At 57.8% G+C, this 17,723-nt stretch carries 18 protein-coding genes; 11 read left to right on the forward strand and 7 right to left on the reverse strand.

What is annotated here, in order from left to right; translation table 11 throughout:
* Nucleotides 1–433 precede the first annotated feature (433 nt).
* The 3 genes from pckA (at nt 434) to KTT_RS21195 (ending at nt 4,656) form a co-directional block, all read left to right on the forward strand.
* Nucleotides 434–2,023, forward strand: a complete 1,590-nt coding sequence (gene pckA / locus KTT_RS21185; protein WP_126597957.1) for a phosphoenolpyruvate carboxykinase (ATP) — start codon at nt 434–436, stop codon at nt 2,021–2,023.
* Nucleotides 2,024–2,480: 457 nt separating this feature from the next.
* Nucleotides 2,481–3,833 carry a dipeptidase gene (locus KTT_RS21190; protein ID WP_126599792.1) on the forward strand — a complete coding sequence of 451 codons (1,353 nt, stop codon included), beginning with the start codon at nt 2,481–2,483 and terminating at the stop codon, nt 3,831–3,833.
* A gap of 346 nt (nt 3,834–4,179) precedes the next feature.
* Nucleotides 4,180–4,656 (forward strand): hypothetical protein, encoded by a 477-nt coding sequence (locus tag KTT_RS21195; RefSeq protein ID WP_126597959.1) that lies wholly within the window; start codon nt 4,180–4,182, stop codon nt 4,654–4,656.
* Nucleotides 4,657–4,694: 38 nt separating this feature from the next.
* Here the strand turns inward: KTT_RS21195 and KTT_RS21200 are convergent, their stop codons facing one another.
* Both KTT_RS21200 and KTT_RS21205 read right to left on the reverse strand, forming a co-directional pair.
* A complete protein-coding gene (locus KTT_RS21200; RefSeq protein WP_126597961.1) occupies nt 4,695–4,889 on the reverse strand; it encodes a hypothetical protein in 195 nt (64 codons plus the stop codon).
* 114 nt (nt 4,890–5,003) lie between these two features.
* A complete protein-coding gene (locus KTT_RS21205; protein ID WP_126597963.1) occupies nt 5,004–6,914 on the reverse strand; it encodes a protein kinase domain-containing protein in 1,911 nt (636 codons plus the stop codon).
* Nucleotides 6,915–7,296: 382 nt separating this feature from the next.
* On the opposite strand from KTT_RS21205, the gene KTT_RS21210 reads away from it, so the two are divergent.
* Both KTT_RS21210 and coaD read left to right on the forward strand, forming a co-directional pair.
* On the forward strand, nt 7,297–7,509 hold the full coding sequence (locus KTT_RS21210) for a hypothetical protein (protein ID WP_126597965.1): 213 nt from the start codon (nt 7,297–7,299) through the stop codon (nt 7,507–7,509).
* A 58-nt stretch (nt 7,510–7,567) separates the two neighbouring features.
* Nucleotides 7,568–8,071, forward strand: a complete 504-nt coding sequence (coaD, locus tag KTT_RS21215; protein WP_126597967.1) for a pantetheine-phosphate adenylyltransferase — start codon at nt 7,568–7,570, stop codon at nt 8,069–8,071.
* Nucleotides 8,072–8,151: 80 nt separating this feature from the next.
* Here coaD and KTT_RS36215 read toward each other — a convergent pair whose 3' ends face one another.
* On the reverse strand, nt 8,152–8,673 hold the full coding sequence (locus KTT_RS36215) for a DUF4231 domain-containing protein (protein ID WP_160146018.1): 522 nt from the start codon (nt 8,671–8,673) through the stop codon (nt 8,152–8,154).
* Between the two features lie 183 nt (nt 8,674–8,856).
* On the opposite strand from KTT_RS36215, the gene KTT_RS36220 reads away from it, so the two are divergent.
* On the forward strand, nt 8,857–9,381 hold the full coding sequence (locus tag KTT_RS36220; RefSeq protein ID WP_160146019.1) for a hypothetical protein: 525 nt from the start codon (nt 8,857–8,859) through the stop codon (nt 9,379–9,381).
* A 128-nt stretch (nt 9,382–9,509) separates the two neighbouring features.
* Here the strand turns inward: KTT_RS36220 and KTT_RS21225 are convergent, their stop codons facing one another.
* A complete protein-coding gene (locus KTT_RS21225; protein ID WP_126597971.1) occupies nt 9,510–9,905 on the reverse strand; it encodes a hypothetical protein in 396 nt (131 codons plus the stop codon).
* Between the two features lie 333 nt (nt 9,906–10,238).
* On the opposite strand from KTT_RS21225, the gene KTT_RS21230 reads away from it, so the two are divergent.
* The 3 genes from KTT_RS21230 (at nt 10,239) to KTT_RS21240 (ending at nt 13,242) form a co-directional block, all read left to right on the forward strand.
* Complete coding sequence (locus tag KTT_RS21230; protein WP_126597973.1) at nt 10,239–10,484, forward strand: SHOCT domain-containing protein; 246 nt, start codon at nt 10,239–10,241, stop codon at nt 10,482–10,484.
* 74 nt (nt 10,485–10,558) lie between these two features.
* On the forward strand, nt 10,559–12,016 hold the full coding sequence (locus tag KTT_RS21235) for an FAD-binding oxidoreductase (protein ID WP_126597975.1): 1,458 nt from the start codon (nt 10,559–10,561) through the stop codon (nt 12,014–12,016).
* Between the two features lie 68 nt (nt 12,017–12,084).
* Nucleotides 12,085–13,242: a beta-galactosidase gene (locus KTT_RS21240; protein ID WP_126597977.1), complete on the forward strand. Its 1,158-nt coding sequence runs from the start codon at nt 12,085–12,087 to the stop codon at nt 13,240–13,242.
* 48 nt (nt 13,243–13,290) lie between these two features.
* Here KTT_RS21240 and KTT_RS21245 read toward each other — a convergent pair whose 3' ends face one another.
* On the reverse strand, nt 13,291–14,148 hold the full coding sequence (locus KTT_RS21245) for a sigma-70 family RNA polymerase sigma factor (protein WP_126597979.1): 858 nt from the start codon (nt 14,146–14,148) through the stop codon (nt 13,291–13,293).
* Between the two features lie 219 nt (nt 14,149–14,367).
* Between KTT_RS21245 and KTT_RS21250 the strand changes: the two genes are divergently transcribed.
* Together KTT_RS21250 and KTT_RS21255 are read left to right on the forward strand one after the other, a co-directional pair.
* Nucleotides 14,368–14,937: a PadR family transcriptional regulator gene (locus KTT_RS21250; protein ID WP_126597980.1), complete on the forward strand. Its 570-nt coding sequence runs from the start codon at nt 14,368–14,370 to the stop codon at nt 14,935–14,937.
* A 23-nt stretch (nt 14,938–14,960) separates the two neighbouring features.
* Nucleotides 14,961–15,485 (forward strand): DUF4188 domain-containing protein, encoded by a 525-nt coding sequence (locus tag KTT_RS21255; protein WP_126597982.1) that lies wholly within the window; start codon nt 14,961–14,963, stop codon nt 15,483–15,485.
* A gap of 102 nt (nt 15,486–15,587) precedes the next feature.
* Here KTT_RS21255 and KTT_RS21260 read toward each other — a convergent pair whose 3' ends face one another.
* Nucleotides 15,588–16,703: a phosphotransferase gene (locus KTT_RS21260; protein WP_126597984.1), complete on the reverse strand. Its 1,116-nt coding sequence runs from the start codon at nt 16,701–16,703 to the stop codon at nt 15,588–15,590.
* A 106-nt stretch (nt 16,704–16,809) separates the two neighbouring features.
* The gene (locus KTT_RS36560; protein ID WP_174844792.1) at nt 16,810–17,466 is read right to left on the reverse strand and encodes a hypothetical protein; all 657 of its coding nucleotides are present in this window, start codon (nt 17,464–17,466) and stop codon (nt 16,810–16,812) included.
* Nucleotides 17,467–17,723: the final 257 nt, after the last annotated feature.

Consider the following 17,723-nt stretch of genomic DNA (forward strand, 5'->3'; position numbering starts at 1 on the left):
GCCAGCGGCTATCTCACCATCACAAAATTTTATGCATTTGTAAATCTTTCTTTATAGAAGATGCGTACATATAGTATGAAGGGCGTTGCGCGCTCACTTTACCATTTCAGTTGTCGTATGGCAGAGTAGGGCGACAAAATGGTACAATATAAAGCACAGAGATATGCAATAGAACGTTCATTATCGTGAAAATCTATGAAAAAAAACTTCTCAGGTCTTCTTGAGAATGTGAGATTGAATCGAATATTCTATATATTCGAAAGTTACATAGTATGAGTATGTTTTATATGGTGGGTTGCACATAGGGCGCAGGTTTGTTAAACTAACGGTTGTTCGGGGTTGACGCGTTGAATAAAGTTCACCGAACGAACTTTAGACCATTAGAGTTGAGGGCAGCGCGATTTCATGAGAAAACCCCAGAGGAGAGTGTGTTATGACGATGATGATGAGCAGGAAGGCCCTGGAAGAGTATGGGTTGGTCAACCTTGGCACCATCAACTGGAATCTGTCCCCCGCGGTACTGATTGAGCACGCATTGACGCGGCAGGAAGGTTTGTTGGCGGCCAATGGGGCCTTGAGCGCTACGACTGGCGTACATACCGGGCGTTCGCCAAAAGATAAGTTTATTGTCTCAAATGAAGAGTCGACGGCACGTATCTGGTGGGGCGAGAACAACCATCCGATGACGCCGGAGACGTTTGAAATAGTGCGCAGAAGCCTGGCCGACTATTTACAGGGACGCGACGTCTACGTGTTGGATGCGGCGGCCGGAGCGGACCCCGAATATCGCATGCCGATCCAGGTGATTACCGAACTGGCCTGGCATAATCTGTTCGCTCGTCAATTGTTCCTCCGTGCTTCTGAGAACGATCTTACCACCGATCGTCCCGGCTTTACCATCCTGTGTGTCCCCCATTTCCGTACCAATCCCCGCACCCATGGGACGCGCTCGGATGCCGCTATTATCATAGATTTTAAAGAGCGCCTGGTCTTGATCGCCGGAACCGAGTACGCTGGTGAGATGAAGAAGTCCATCTTCACGGTGTTGAACTTTATCCTGCCCGCGCAGGGCGTGCTGCCCATGCACTGCTCAGCCAATGTGGGCGCCGACGGTGATGTGGCGCTATTCTTTGGCCTCTCTGGTACCGGCAAGACCAGTCTGTCGGCCGATACCAGCCGCATGCTGGTGGGTGACGACGAGCATGGCTGGGGCGAGAACGGCGTCTTCAACTTCGAGGGCGGCTGCTACGCCAAGTGCATCAATCTATCGCAGAAGTTTGAACCCCAGATCTGGAATGCGGCCCGCTTTGGCTCCGTGTACGAGAACGTGGTGCTCGATCCGAAGACGCGTGTCCCTGACTACACCGATAGCTCGCTGACCGAGAATACGCGCGTGGCCTACCCGATCGATTTCATTGATAACGTCGTCCCCTCCGGGATGGCTGGCCATCCCAACGCCGTCATCTTCCTCTCGGCGGACTCCTTTGGCGTGCTGCCACCGATCTCGAAGCTGACGACCGAGCAGGCCATGTACTACTTCCTGTCGGGCTACACCAGCAAGCTGGCTGGCACCGAATCTGGCGTCACCACTCCGCAGGCGACGTTTAGCTCATGCTTTGGCGCGGCCTTTCTGCCCCGCCGCCCAGGAGAATACGCCAACCTGCTGCGCGAGCGCATCGAGAAGCACAACGTGCGCTGCTACCTGATCAACACAGGCTGGACCGGTGGACCCTATGGTGTGGGATCGCGCATCAACATCAACTACACGCGCGCCATGGTACGGGCCGCCATCAGCGGTGAGATTGACAAGGCCGAGATGGTCACCGATCCCGTCTTTGGCTTCCAGGTCCCGACCTTCTGTCCCGACGTGCCCAGCTCGGTGCTCTCGCCGCGCGGCACCTGGGATGATCCCGAGGCCTACGACAGGCAGGCGCGCAAGCTGGCCGAGCTGTTCACAAAGAATTTCGAGCAGTTCCAGGTCCCCGGCGACGATATTCGCCAGGCCGGCCCCCGCGTATCATAAACGCGGGTCCGATTTCCGCATAACGCACGGAAACGTCCCATCGTAGGTTCGGCCCTTGCGGCCGATTTCCCCTCGATGCACGACAATGTCCGTTGAACACGAAAATGAAGATATGTAAACATGGCGTGTTTAAGGGACATGGTTGAATGGGGAGGAAAATCGGCCGCAAGGGCCGAACCTACGCATCCATGATTACGCGCAAGATGGCACCTTCGAGATCGTGATCTCCTCTTTACTCCATGTTGGTCTCCTCCATCGGTGACATCCGCGCGCGCCTCTCATCATCATCGCCCGGCACCTACGGGGGCGTTTTCGTGTTTTGGGGTACGTTTCGGTGCCTTTTATTATTTGACTTTGGTATGGCTGGTCTGCTATAACGACAGCTATATACATTTTTGATCAATGTATGGTTATGTAGCAATTCATGCAAATAATGGAAAGTCAGAGAAGAGAGATAATGTCTTTTGATGAGCTTCGCCAGGCTGTACACGCCGTGATGCCGACAGTTATAGATGATCTGGCGCGATTGGTACGGGTGCCATCGGTGGCGGCGCCGGGTTTCGCGCGCGAGTCGGTGCTGGAGGGGGCCCGCGTCACCAGCGATATTTTGCGCGGCGTGGGTGTGCAGGATGTGCGCCTGCTGGAGATGCCCAGCGGCTACCCGGCGGTCTTCGGTGAGATTCCGGCTCCGGCCGGGATGCCGACCGTGCTGCTCTACGCCCATTACGATGTGCAGCCGGCGGGCGAGGTCGATGAGTGGGAGACGCCGCCATTTGAGCTGACGGCGCGCCCGGATGGACGGCTCTACGGACGTGGCGCGGCGGACGATAAGTCCGGCATCGCGGTCCACGTGGCGGCTCTGCGTAGCTTTGCCGGGCGGTTTCCCGTTGGCCTGAAGGTCTTGATCGAGGGCGAGGAGGAGTTCGGCAACAGTCTGGCCTCCTATTTACCCGAGCACAGGGATCTGTTCCGGGCCGACGTGGTGGTGGTGGCCGATGCCGGCAATAACCACGTCGGCGAGCCCCTGCTGACCACGACGCTGCGCGGCTTTGCCTCGCAGGTGGTCGAGGTGCGTGCCCTGCGGGGACCCGTCCACAGCGGCGCCTTTGGTGGTCCCACGCCCGACGCCCTGGTGGCCCTGATCCGCATGCTCGCCACCCTGCACGATGAGCAGGGGAATGTGGCCGTCGAAGGCATGCAGAGCCAGCCCTGGCATGGCAGCGATATCCCGGAAGAGGAGTTCCGTCAGCTGGCCGGTGTCCTGTCGGGCGTGGATCTGATCGGCAGCGGCTCGATTGCCAGCCGCGTCTGCGCCAGCTACTCGATCAACGTCGTGGGACTGGACGCGCCGGCCGTACAGGGTGCGCGTAACGCCCTGATCGACGTGGCCCGTGCCCGCGTCAGCGTGCGCGTCCCACCCGGCCGCAGCGGCCAGGAGGCCCTGGAACTGCTGACCGCGCACCTCAAAGCGGTCGCCCCCTGGAATGTGCAGCTCGCCTTCTCGGAGGCCGAGACCGGCGAAGGACACGCCATCGCCACCGACGGACCCGCCTATATCGCCGCCTATAAAGCCCTGCAGTTCGCCTACGGCAAAGATGCCTCCGAGATCGGTAGCGGCGGCTCGATCCCGCTCATCAACGCCTTCGCCAGCGTCTTCCCCGAGGCCGAGATCATCCTCTGGGGAGCTGAGGACGCCTCCGCCAACATCCACGCCCCCAACGAGAGCGTTGATCCCAGCGAAATCGAGCGCGCCGCCCTCGCCGAAGCCAGCTTCCTCTCCGAACTGGCCCGCGAACAGACAGTGGATTAAGCCGCCAGAAGACAAAGCAAAGCAACCAAAAACACGAAACGTCCCCGTAAAAAAGGAACGTCCCTTAAAAAAGAAACGTAAACGTAGGGTCGACCTCGAGGTCGACCGGCCCGCGAGCGTCAGCGATTGCGGGCCACGTACCAGGCCGGTTCGTCTTCTCCTGTCTTACACGCCCACCAAGCGTGGTTCCCGTACGCCAACGTTCCACACATGAACCTTTAAGCGAACGTTCCTTGCCGGGTACCACGCGGGGCGAGAAAATTCCCATGGGAAGCCGAACCGGCCTGGCACGTGGCCCGCAATCGCTGACGCTCGCGGGCCGGTCGACCTCGAGGGTCGACCCTACATGGGCGTTTCTCGTTGGTGGGGCGTTTCGGTTTTATGGGGGCGTTTCTCGTTGGTGGGGAACGTTGATGATGGGACCACGGGTTCGCCGGCGACATCTGCGTTCCCGTGCTCAGGGCCTTCTTTCTCGCGTAAACTTCAAGGAGAAATTGAATGGGTACAGACCGTCGAGGCGAAAAGCGCCAGCGTGAAGATGTATCGCGACTTTGTGCACGACGAATGGACGTCGTTTCTTGAAGAGATGTACGAGTATGGCAGCAAAAGATGGTCCTATCTCGTCCCTGGTGAGCAAGAGGACCGCTCGCGGCTACGCCATCTTTGTGCTCGCACCCTCGCGTTTGAGAACCACTACCTGGAACGCTATAGGGTCTATCTCACGCAGCAGCTGCGATCACATGACCCTGACGCGGCGCTCGCTGCCACGCGGCAGCTGCAAATCATCATCTACCCAGATCAGGAAACGGCAACCACCCCATAAAACGGAAACAATCCTGTGGAAACGTTGCTTTTGGCGCTTCAATCGGTGGCGTTTTCGATGAGGAGCTTGACGAAGGTGCCGAGGACGAAGAGCACGACGCCGAGCAACAGAACCACGGCGTAGGTGGGTGCCTCGACCGTCGTCTTTCCATTGTCCAGCGAGAGGGTGAAGCGGTAGCGCTGCTGCTGCTTCACAAAGCGTTTGACTTTCTTGAGTGCGCGATCTGGCTGCATCAAAATAGCTCCTTTATCACGTATAAATCCATACGCGTGCAGTATACCATAATCTATGTGAAAAAGGCATTAAAAGAATCATTGTCCTGCATTCTTTGTCGTTTCTTATAGTTTTTATGTTGGTTGCTCTGGCTGTTGCGGCTCTTGATCGGGTTGCGCTATCTCCTCGGGCCAGTCTTCGAGGCCGAGCTGGCGCGCCTCTTTATAGGCTGCTTCTGCTTCCTGTGTGCGGCCAAGGTGGGACAGGACGTCCCCCAGGCCAGCATAGGCGTTGGCGTACGTGCTGTCCAGGGCCAGCGCCTGTTGGTAGGCGGCGACCGCCTCGCCCCAGCGCTCCATGGCCGCCAGCACGTTGCCTATGCTGACATTTGTGCCGGGTAGCTGCGCGAGCTGCTGCGCCTTCTGGAATGCCTGCAGAGCCTCTTCAAAGCGCTTCATGGCCGCCATGGCATGCCCACGGCCTCGCCAGGCGGTTGCGTCGTTTCCGTCTATATAATAGATGGCGTGTCTATAGGCTTCTAACGCCTTCTCAAAGTACTCATACTCCTGCGTTGATAGGCCGCTGGCCTCGATGGCGCGCCTGCGCTCTGCTTCTTGTTTTTGTCTGTATTCTTCCTGCTCGCGTCTGTATTCTTCCGCCCACTCAGGATCATCCAGATGTCGACGATCAGGACTACGCCTCGATAGCTTGAAGCGTTGTCCTGGTTGTCGCCTGAGTGGTAGGCTGTCGTAATCGGATGATGATGTACCTGAAGACATTGCTTTTTTGCGGTTGTTGACGATGCGCTCGATACCCAGGGCGATGTCGACGAAGGCGCTGTCGCGGTTGCGCCAGGTGACGACCGGTTTCTGGTTACTGGGCAGCGGTTTGAGGTGGGCGAAGGGCGCGCCGGTGAAGACCACGGGTCGCAGGAGGACCGGGATGACGTGGGCTTTACCGTCCTGATGGCGCTTGATCGCCTGCATCATTTCTTGGCTGTAGCAATAGTCGGAGGCCAAAAAGTTGGCGCTGATCAACAACAGGATGATATGGGCTGTGTTGAGATGGATATTCATCTGCTGGATGGTATCCTCGCCTGCTTTGATCTCTCTGGCGTTCCAGGTGGTGATCAGGCCGCGATACTTCAGGTTGCTGAGGTGGTTTTCCAGTTGATCGCGCAGGCTCTGGTCGCGCTGGGCGTAGGAGAAGAACACTCGCGTCTTCTCTGAGGATATACCGCCTTCCTCCTCACTGGCCGCCCTGAACGCCGTGTTAAATTCCTGGATGCTGCTGAAGCGTTGCGCGGGCTGTTTGGCCAGGGCGGTCATCATGACCCAATCCAGCACACGCGAGACTGTTGGCATCTTTGTTCGCAATGATGGAGGATCATCATGGATGTGTTGCTGGATGACTTCGCGCGGACTGCCTTCAAACAAGGGGTCGCCATAGATCCATTCGTAGATCATGGCGGCCAGGGCGTACTGGTCGGAGGCAGGTGTGGACTCATTTTGGAGGCGTTCCGGGGCCGTGTATAGAGCCGTTTTAAGCTGATCGAGCTTCTCTGTTCCCCCGGTGATGGCCGTCAGGCTAAAATCAGCGAGCAAAATGATAGAACCCGTTCGCATGATATTGCCCGGCTTCAGATTGCCGTGTATATATCCGTTCTGGTGTGCATATTGGAGGGCCGTAGTAATCTGGTCGACGTAGTCTACAAGCACGTCCATATGGATCGTGACACCCTGGGGATACCTGGTGCGTAGCGAACCGTCGGGCATATATCGCTGGATGATGAACGGCCTGCCATCCTGTTGCATTCCGAAATCCAGCACCGGGACGATGTGGGGATGCGCCAGCCTGGCTATGCGTGCCGCTTCCTGCAGAAAGACCTGGCTTTCATCTTCCGCCAATGGCCTCTGCCCGATCTTGATGATCGTCTGGCGCTGCGTCCGTATATGCTCAGCCAGGTAAACGTCTGCCCAAGCTCCCTGTGAGTAGTGATGTGTCAGGCGATACTGCTTTAATTGCTGCCCTACCAGGTCTGTCATTACGAGCTCCTGAACAAAAACTGTGCCGGTGCCAATGCCTACCCCAACCAATCTTCGGCCGTGACCACCTGGGACAGCTCACGCACCAACGGAAAGATAAGGCATGGGCACTGGAGTGCGAAAACTCATACAAGCCGCAAGCGATGATTATAAGAGTCAGACACTCCCTCAAAATTTGCTTACCTATAAATGTCTAAATGTCGATATTTACATGAGGAGTAGTATAGTGTATAGATTATGATAATGCAATTAGGGTAAGAGTAGAACTAGTAGGGACGATACTCTTCAGAGACTTGATCGTCAGAAATGTCCTCTACTGGTTCAATCGCTGGTACTGCGTGCACGCAAGTTATGTGATTGATAGTTGATAGGGGTAAGCTGAATGAGTGAGGTTGCTATGTTGAGGAAGCGGATCGAGATGGAATGCGAGGCGATGAGCCGGGCTATGAGCGGTTTTAGGGTTACCGCACCCCACGAAGTAATCAACCACGGGTATAATGCGTTAGGAGACCTGCGTGAGCAGCTTGCCGCCATCGTTGGAGAGCACGAAGCCACCAGGATCGCTGTCGACATGTACATCCAGGTTTTGGGATAATCCGTCCGCCACTGCTTTGCGAAGCCTTCTAAGGCCGGATTTTAAGGAGAAGAGTTCAATGCATAATCGAAACGCAGACGGCCGCATCGCCGTGTATCCAGGCAGCTTTGATCCCATCACCAATGGGCATCTGGACATCGTCAGGAGGGCCGCGCGCCTGTTTGATACGTTGATCATCGCTGTCTATGCCAATCCGAACAAGACGTTGCTCTTCTCGCTGGAGGAGCGCCTCGCCCTCTGTCGCGCCGTGGTCGAAAGCTCGGATCTGCCAGATGTGCGTGTGGAGAGCTTCAGCGGTTTGACGGTCGATTATGTGGCCGGACGCGGTGGACAGGCGATTATCCGAGGATTGCGCTCGCCCAACGACTTTGAGGGCGAATTCAGGATGGGATTGATGAATCATCGCCTGGCACCTGCCATTGAGACGCTCTGCCTCTTTACCAGCCAGGAGCACCTGTTTATCAGCTCATCCCGCCTCAAAGAAGTCGCCAGCCTGGGAGGGCATGTCGACGGCATGCTCCCTCCCATCGTCGTTGACGCCCTGCGGCAAAAATATTCTTGACGGTATCTACGGTTGAACATGCAAAAGGTTGAGCAGGCGAGCGCGGTCGGCGTTATTTTTAATCACAAAGACCTTCGGGTCTAGCTTTTTGTGGTCTGCGGCAACTGGACGCGCTTAAAATATTCTTCCGCCTCGCTATGGATTGTGCCCCGCGTCTCGTTGATGAGCTGTTCAGTTGCCTGTCGGGCTATCTCCATGCCCTTCTGCGCGTCGGGTTCGTGCCTGGCCTCCGCTATTTTCAGCTCCCAGAGCCAGAGGAGGTGTTCAAGCGTCATCTGGGCATGCATGTAGCCTTTCCAGCTATCTTCCCAGCGAAAGAAGGCGCTCAGACCGGTCAGGCCGGCGATCAGCAGGGCGATGATGGGGAGCACCGTGGTGCGCCAGGGTCCGTCAAGCGTGGCGAGAAACGGGATGCTCACGCTGAGGATGATGATCAGCGCACTGGAGAAGCGAAAATAATATTTGGCCTGTGGCGTGTGCTGCTTATACCATTGCAATTGCCGTACCGCGTACGTTTCCTTTATATGTGTCAGCTCCTGCAGTAAAGAGATAAAACGAGTGTCGCCCTGTTGATATGGAGTTGTTTTTTGCTCTTTCTCCATCCTCTTTCCTCCTTGAAACGATAGAACCGCAGCCCTGAGAGCATTATATGCCATCTGACCAGCCACGCGGGAGTGGTCAGGAAACTTTTTGTTGTGCCGGCCCGTGAAGAAAGCAAATAGTGAACCATTCGTGCCTTTAAAATGTATGAGCTGTATAGAGAAAGTGTGATAATGATGTCGGACTTGAATGATAGAATAGAAGAAGAGATTCGCAGGGGTAAATATGTTGAGGAGGCGCTGAGGCGCAATACTGATATCAGTAGCCCGGTTCATGAGATGGAGCCGCCTGCGCCCCTGGTGGAGAACGATACGCCAGAGAACGCCGAGGCCGGGCGCCCGGTCCAGCGCATTCAGCCGCGGGGCGGTGCGCCACGGGGCGAGCAGGAGCAGCAGCCGGGGTCGGCCGTGACCGATACGGCGCAGGATGATATGCAGGCGGCACAGCGCCAGGATAAGCGGCGCGGTGAGCGGCAGGGTGATGATATCAAGCTGGGCGATGTCTCCAAACGCGAAGGCGAGCCCGTCTATCAGCGCGAGCAGGGATCGAATATGGGCGGCGTGAATACCAGCGATAGCACGCCCGAAACCGGCCGCACCAGTCCAACCCATGCTGGATCCGCCAACTCACGCGAGCGCGGCTCCGAGAATATCGCCGATATGAGCGAAACGGGTGGCGATCCCCCTGCCGGCGGCAGCGACCGAGCGTAAAATCTTATCTTAAAAGCGGGCGCGGCCCGCACCTACGATAGCGTTCTGTGAGTGGCGAAGTAGGATCGCCACCCACATCGCTTGGAATCCACAACAATGAGGCGCAAGCCAGCATCATCATGATCATATTATTGCGTGTGGCTGTGTGATGCAATCATCGGTTGATCGAGATCTTGATCGAGCAACTGCATCTGGAGCCGGGTGATCGCCTGGATTAGCCATGTGTGTTCAGCTTCCAGCAGGGCGCGCAGGTGCCCATCAATCATCCATTGTTTGATATCCTGTACTGGCTCATCCTCTGCGGGTTGCCGCATCTGTTCCAGCGAGCGTACCACCAGCCGCAGGCGTTCCTCAAGCACTGTCAGCGCCTCTGGCAGCGAAAGGGTATGCAAAAAGAACAGGCTCAAATCCATCTCGGTCAACTCGCGCCCATAGGCACGCAGGGCCTCGCGAAAAAGCGTAAAGAAGCGTTGCTGCTCGCTACGCGTGACCGCGGGCAGGCATAGACAGATAATCTGCCACATCAAAAAACCTCCTTTTTTCTGCTACACACTTACTGTCTATCAGGCGATGTGCTTGCAGCTGTGCCATTGATTAGTAGCTATAGTCTAGCCGTTCGACATGACAGCAATATGAACTCTATGCCATCGCAAGGACGCTTTATGACAGATTCATGACAAAACTGAAGGTGAGAATTCATGTCCCGGTCATCTTGCGAATTTATACTTTAGACATCACCTGTGGTGGAACGTGGGTCGCTGCGCGACAAGCCGGGGCGAGCCCGGCACCTACGGGAGGGATGTGTGTGGGATGGATACGATAATGGCGATGTTTAAAAGATAGAAGGAGATATGTTTATGATGCATTGGGGATATGGCTTCTGGCCTATGATACCGGTGTTCTGGATTGGCTTTGTGGCGCTGATCTGCTGGGGCGCTTCGCGGATGTTTGGATGGAGAAACAGGCGCGGACCCTTTGGGATGGGGACGGAGCCAGATGCGATGGAGATTCTACGCCGACGCTACGCGGGTGGCGAGATTGATGGCCCTACTTTCGATCAGATGCGCGAGCGGCTGGAGGGATCGGCTCGTCCCCGCTTTTAATGCGGGGCGAGTAAGTCGGGCTCGCCCCGACTTCTACGCAGACCGACCAGACGTTCTAGGTGAAAAGTGTATATATGCTTATATCGGATAATATAAATAGAGAGTATGGGACAGACCTGGATTGGAAGCGGACCGCCGTTACGAATTGGAGTTTGACTGAACATTCTCTCTGTGATGTCTGTAGTGCGCGCGGCGTGGAGGAGATCAGGCAGGCACTCGACGTGGCGCGCGCTCGGGGTCTTTCGATCATCGCGCATGGCGCGGGACATAGCTATACGGACGCGGCTCTGAACGGAGGCGGTCTGCTTATCGATCTCACGACTATGCGTCGCATTCTGGCCTGGGACCCTGAGCGGGGAATCATGCGCGTCGAGCCGGGTGTGACAGTAGGTGAGGTGGCGCGTGTCGCTCTGCGGGACCGCTGGTGGCTGGCGGTTACCCCTTCCACTGCCGTGGCCACCGTCGGCGGTTGCGTCGCTATGAATGTGAACGGCAAAAATTCCTGGACGCATGGCTCCTTTGGTGAACATGTGCTGTCCCTGACAGTGCTGCTGGCCGGGGGACAACTGCTCACCGTTTCTCCCACGCAAAACAGTGAGCTTTTTCGGGCTGTGGTAGGTAGCGCTGGCCTGCTGGGCTTTATTACCTCGATCACGCTGCAACTGAAGCGCGTTCCCTCCGACCGGGTCGAGGTCACCGTGCGGCCCGGCCGCTCATTGCGTGAACTTTTCCAGTTATTTGAGGACGAGCAGGCGGCCGACTACCTGGAAGCCTGGGTGGATGGCTTCGCCGCCGGAGGCCAGCTGGGTCGCGGGATCGTCACGGCCAGCCGCTACAGCCAGAGAGTCGTTGCTACTGCGGCTTTCCCGACATTTCATCTCTCCGAACGATCCATGCATAGCTTAACCCATTGGGCCGGCACCCTCGGCAGACCCTTTGTTGAGGGTGGTGTACGCGGCGCGAATAGTGTAATTTACCGGGGGAGCCGCTGGCCTGGTAGAAACAGGCCGCGTCAAATATCGCTGATGCGTTCCACTTATTATGCGCCCGCTCTGTTTACGGGTTATCGCGCGCTCCTGCCCGGTGGGAGCGAGACCTTTCAGGCCTTTGTCCCGGCCGCTGAGGCCGAAGCCCTCTTCGCCGAAATTCTTCGTCGGTCACAGGAGCACAAGTACGATCCCCTCTGGTGCATCATCAAGCGGCACCGCCGGGACCCTTTCCTGCTCGGCTACCAGGTAGATGGTTTCTCGCTGGAAGTCAATTACCGGTTGCCCGTACGGGTACATGGGTTGCGCCAGCTGTTACGGGAATTGATGGAGCAGGTGATCGCGGCCGGTGGTCGCTTCTACCTGGCCAAAGATGCGCTGCTTACCCCTGTCCTCTATCGGCGTAGCGTCGGTGAGGCCGCCGTCGCGGCATTTCTCGATCTTAAGCAGCGCTACGATCCAGAAAGGCTGCTGCAGTCGAACCTCTATCGGCGCGTCTTCCAGCCATCTCCACAACAACCAGGAGAGCACGATGCGAAACGATGAAGCTTTTTGTATACTTTGAGCAGGTCGACACATATACTGAATCGATCTGAGCAAAAGGAAGGTTACGCATGGAAGAGAGAACGCGTCAGATGTCGCGTCTGCGCTCGGGTGCCGCTGAGGTGGGCAGGCACGTGACGGAGCTGCGCTGGCGGCCGCAGCAGCAGCCCCTGACGGATGCCTGGCGGTACCTGCCCATCGTTCCCCGTGGCTCAACGCTATTGGGCATCAGCTATCGCACGCCCCAGGTGGAGACGCTGGGGCTGGATGCGCGTGCCACCCTGCAAGAGCTGCTCGCCTATCCCTTTCAGCTCATTCGCCTGGGAGCTTATTGGAATCGCATCGAGCAGGCGCCGCGCGCCTTCTCATTCGATGAGCTCGACTGGCAGGTGGATGCAGCCGAGCAAGCTGGCAAGCAGATCATTCTGTGCGTGGGCCCGCTCAAAACCTTTAGCTATCCCGAATTCTTTGTGCCGCAGCATCAGCTGCGTCATCCCCTGCCCGAACATACCTTGATCAGGCCGGAAGCCTATGACGCGCTGCTGGAGGCGGCGATCGACTTTATGGCGCGCGTCGTCGAGCGCTACAAACAGCGCCATGCTATCGTGGCCTGGCAGCTTGAGCACGAGGCCGTTGACCCGTTGGGTGTCGAGCACAGCTGGCGCCTGTCCGTGGATTTTGTGGCGCGCGAGTTTGAGGCCTTGAGAGAGGCCGACCCGAGCAGGCCAATTATGATGAACGGCTTCCTGCCGACCTCTCTGCTGGTAGGACTCTCCCAGTGGTGGCGCACGCGGGACCAGGGTGATTCGCTGGCGGTGGCGCGGCGGCTGGCCGACATTGTCGGCATCGACTACTATCCACGCCACGCCCTGCTATCGCTTGGGTCCAGAGCCCTGTACCTGGATGGTAGCCAGAGCCTCTGGTCGCGGCGCAGGCGTCAGCGCCTGTTCGCCTCGCTGCGCGTCCGGCGGCAGCGGCCGATGATCGCCGAGGGGCAGGCCGAACCATGGGAGAGCGTGACGACCGCGCCCAACCCCTCCGAACAGGGCATGTATAGCTGTCCTCCCGAGCAAGTCATCATCAACTACAACACCTGCCTGGGCTGGTCGCGGCCAGAGCTCCCCCTCTACGCCTACCTGTTCTGGGGCGCGGAGTACTGGATGCTGCGCCAGAGGAGCGCGGACGCCAGCTATCTCCAATCCTTCGCGCGCATCCTCGATCAGTCCTGACTGGTCTAGTTGTTGAAAGCCCTCGTATTAAGATCATAGTATCGCTGCTTAGGGGATTGTCATGTTGAGCTGGCTCAGTTGCTCGGGATCGGAGATCACATTGATCTCGCTGATCCTGTCATGTTTGAAGGTGAGGTTGATCGCGAGCTGCAGGTGACCGTGGGGCGCTACCACGATCGCCACGGCCCCGTTGATGAGCGCCGCCTGCGCCTCCCGGGCACGTCCCGAGAACTGCTCGGCCACGGCGGCGGCTCCACGCACCAGCATGGAGGCGCCCGCGTAGCTGGAGCGGAACACGACCTCGGGATCGAGCATCGAGAGGAGCGCTTCAAAGTCGCCCGAGCGCGAGGCCGCCAGGAAGGCCTCGACGGCTTCACGCTGGCGCATGCGCGTGACGTCGGGGATCGTCTCGGTCCCCTGCACCCGGCGGCGCGCGCGACTGGCCAGCTGCCGCGTCGCCGCCGGCGTACGCTCCACGAGCGGCGCGATCTCCTCAAAGGGCATGCCAAAGATATCGTGCAGTACGAAGGCCAGACGCTCGGCGGGATTGAGGGTTGCCAGCACCACCAGCAGCGCTTGCCCGACCGCATCGGCCAGCAGCGCCTCACCCTCGGGATCGATCTCCTCATCAGTGCTGCCGCTCGGATCTGAGACCCGCGCGTCCAGAGACTCCTCGCGCCGCGACTCGCGTGAGCGCAGCATATCGAGGCAGATGCGCGCCACCACCCGCGTCAGCCAGCCTCCCAGGTTCACGACCTCGCTCGTATCCGAGCGGCTGAAGTGCAGCCACGCCTCCTGCACGGCGTCGTCCGCCTCGCTCAAGGAGCCAAGCATGCGATAGGCCACCGCCCTCAGGTGGCTGCGGTACGATTCAAAATGCTGCGCCTGCCATTCGTGTCTATCCATCGCTCACATTCTCTCTTTCTGTTCCTTCCATATACAACTCTGACGGATTAAATTCAGGCGATGTGACACGTAATCACCCCGGATTGGACCATTTTTCTTGTCACCTTGCCTGCTACCTGGCACAAATTGCAGCTATCCAACTCTCACTCACAGCGAGGCTTGACATTTAATATATCTGTATGCTATATATCACTTAGATATATATCAAGGAGATATAGAATGCCAAAGGAAAACAAGAGCAGGTATGCCTTGATGGGGCTTCTGAGCGTCTGCCCCGGTTCAGGCTACGATATCAAGAAGTTTATGGAGGGGAGCACCAGCAACTTCTGGAATGAGAGCTACGGTCAGATCTATCCGATGCTCAAGAGGCTGGTGGATGAGGGGCTGGCTGTCAGCCGGGCCGAGAAGCAGGAGGGCAGGCCTGATCGCTATGTCTATACCCTGACCGAGCCTGGCCAGCAAGAGCTGCAGCGCTGGCTGCTGGAGCCGGTTGAGGAGGCGCCGGAGCGTAATGAGCTGCTGCTAAAGCTGTTCTTTGGTCAGCATGTTGGCATCCCTGACAATATCGAGCATGTGCGGCGCTTTCGGCAGCTGAATGTCGAGCTATTGGAGAAATATCGAGCCATTGAAGCTCATCTCAAAGATATCTGTAAGGACCAGCAGGAATCGGCATACGCGTTGATCACGGTGCGTTACGGCATCCATCGCTGCCTGGCCCTGCTGAACTGGTGCGACGAAACATTGCAGACTTTGCAAACACTCGTGGAGATTGATGCGGCGCGCGATTAGTGCCGCCCAGAGAGGATTTGACGATGGCGACTGTTATCCCAGGACGTTTTACGGCTCAGGCTGATCAGCCATTCGTGGTGTTCCTGATCGGCATGCGTATCAATAAATTTCTGGCGTTTGGCAAATGGGTTCCGACCGTGTTAGCTATGGGGCCGATGATGAGCAGCCTCTATGCGCATCCTGAGAGCGGCTTTTTAGGGGCTCAGAACTACTTCAACCTGCGTGGGGCGATGCTGATCCAGTACTGGCGCTCCTTCGAGGACCTGGAGCGCTTCGCGCGCTCCAGGGAGGAGCCGCACCTGCGCGCCTGGCAGCGCTTCAATAAAGCGATCGGCATTGATGGCAGCGTCGGCATCTGGCACGAGACCTACATGGTCGAGGCCGGAAAATATGAGGCCGTCTACGGCAACATGCCCGTCTTCGGTCTGGCCGCCGCCACCCAGCACGTCCCCGCCGTCGGACGCCGCGAGACGGCGCGCCGCCGTCTGGGGGGCGCAAACGAGCCCGCCGTCGTCACCCCTGCCCAACTCTCGAACGACATGCCGTAGGTGTCGGGCTCGCCCCAGCTTTGCCGCCCCCTGCCCCCACGACACCGCTTCTCGTGGCTTCCCAGGCCGACCCATGTGAGTCGGTTGGGAGGCCAGAAGCGGTTATGGTGCAATCCCAAGCAGCTCGCGACAATCCCACTCGCGAAACGCCGTGACCAGGCACTGCATTTTGGGCCACCAGTAGGAGCGTTGGGAGCCGTCCGAGCCGTCCTGCACAGGCATGAGCAACCAGAAGACCAGGCCGTGCCGGTAGTCGAGCAGCAGGTCGTCCCAGCTATAGTGATTGACGCCATGGGAGTGCAGACCCGCGAGATAGCGGCGCAGGATGCGCTGTTCGCGCTGGTCCTGCTGGCGCTGCTCTGAGGTCCAGAACGCCGCGCACAGGTTGGCGAGATCATACGCCCCAAGGTCAAAGCTCGGCGACTGCCAGTCCAGCAGATAGGTGGGCCCGCTGGCGTCGTTCTTGGGAGTAAGGTAGTTGGCGAAGTAGGCATCGCCATGCACGAGCGTGATCTGCGTGCCAGCGCGGAAGCGGGGCTCCAGATAACGCTCCCAGTGCGCGGGAAGCGCCTGCAGAACGCTTTCGTACAGCTCGCGGACATCGCCGGGAATCCAGTCTGGATTGTTGGCCAGCAGGTTACGCCAGGAACGCTGGCGCCGCTGATGATATTGCTCAAAGCGTTCCCGGTTACGCGACCAGTAGCCGACCTCGAACGTGTTGGTCGCCAGCAACGGATGCTCCCACCAGTAGGCGTGCAGCCGCGCCAGCGTATCAACCACCTGTTCGATCGCCTGCTGTGAGGGGACGCCCTCCACGATGCCGATCTGCTGATCGCGCGTCACGGGGGGCGCATGCGTCTCCGATAGATCCTCGAACAGCAGATACGAGTCGCCGCTGTCCTTATCTCTGGCCGCCGCGTAGCAGGGGATGGTCACATTCGGATGATCTGGGAGTTGCGCCACACAGTTATAAAAGGTGACCTCGTCGAAGCCATCCTGGTGCGCGTTGCGCTTGATAACGACGTGGCCTGGCGCGGTGGGTGGCGCCTCGCTGGAATAGCGCAGGACGAGGCGATGGGTCTGTGAATTAAAGGCCCCCGTATCCCGCTGCTCGAATGAGATCACCTCGCCCTGTGGGAGGACGCCGGACTGGCGCAGGACGTCCGTCAGCCACCGAGCGCTGATCTGTTCGCCGGGATCGATATAGCTGCCAGTCATGCTGATATCCTTTCTTCACGCTCTGAAAAGTGAGCATGCGCGTGTTGTGGCAACCTTGAGGTCGCCACAACACGCGCATGCTCACTTTTCAGAGGGCTCCATTCCCTTATTGCTGGGGATATGGATGCGACGGCTGACCATAAGGTGCCTGCGGCTGCGCATAGCCTCCGTTATTTGGCTGGCCATAGGGGTTCTGCCCGTAGGGAGCCTGGCCATAATTCGCGCCCGACTGAGCCTGCGGCTGGCCATAGTTCATGCCAGATGGGGCCGATGGCTGGCCATAGGGGTTCTGCCCGTAGGGAGCCTGGCCATAATTCGCGCCTGACTGAGCCTGCGGCTGACCATAAGGAGCCTGGCCATAGTTTGCACCCGACTGAGCCTGCGGCTGGTTGTAAGGGTTGGATGGTTGCTGCTGCTGAGCGGGATACTGCCCGTAGGGAGCCTGGTTGTAAGGGCTGGCTGGCTGCTGCTGAGCGGGATACTGCCCATAAGCGTTGGCCGGCTGGGAGGGATAGGACGGCTGCCCATACTGGCCCAGCGTTTGTGGCTGTCCGAAGGCTGCGCTGCTGACCTTCGACACAGGACCCGTTTTAAAAATACCGAGTCCAAGCAGGAAGAGTCCGAAGGCCAGCACAAGTAGGCCCAGCCACACATTGCTAAAGCACGCCAGCAGTCCAAGTAAAGCGAGAATGGAGCCGGTAACGATGCGGCCAACCTTTGGACCCAGGAAACGATAGATTAACCAGGAAACTAAACGAAACATACGCTTTTTCCTTCACAACGCCATACTACAAAATAAGCTGCATACAAAATGAGATGCATATAATACATCTGCAGATTTGTATTTGTATTCTGTACAGACACAGTTGATACAAAATGAGACGCAATACAAACGTACGTATAATAAGAAGCCAGGGCTATAATTTTTGCATAAATATATATAAATGCGGCGACCCTGCTGATGTGTACAATTGTGGAGTATAACAGATGTTCATTCGGCAGGCAATACAGCATAGTACT

It is taken from the genome of Dictyobacter aurantiacus (assembly GCF_003967515.1).
Lineage (GTDB): Bacteria > Chloroflexota > Ktedonobacteria > Ktedonobacterales > Ktedonobacteraceae > Dictyobacter > Dictyobacter aurantiacus.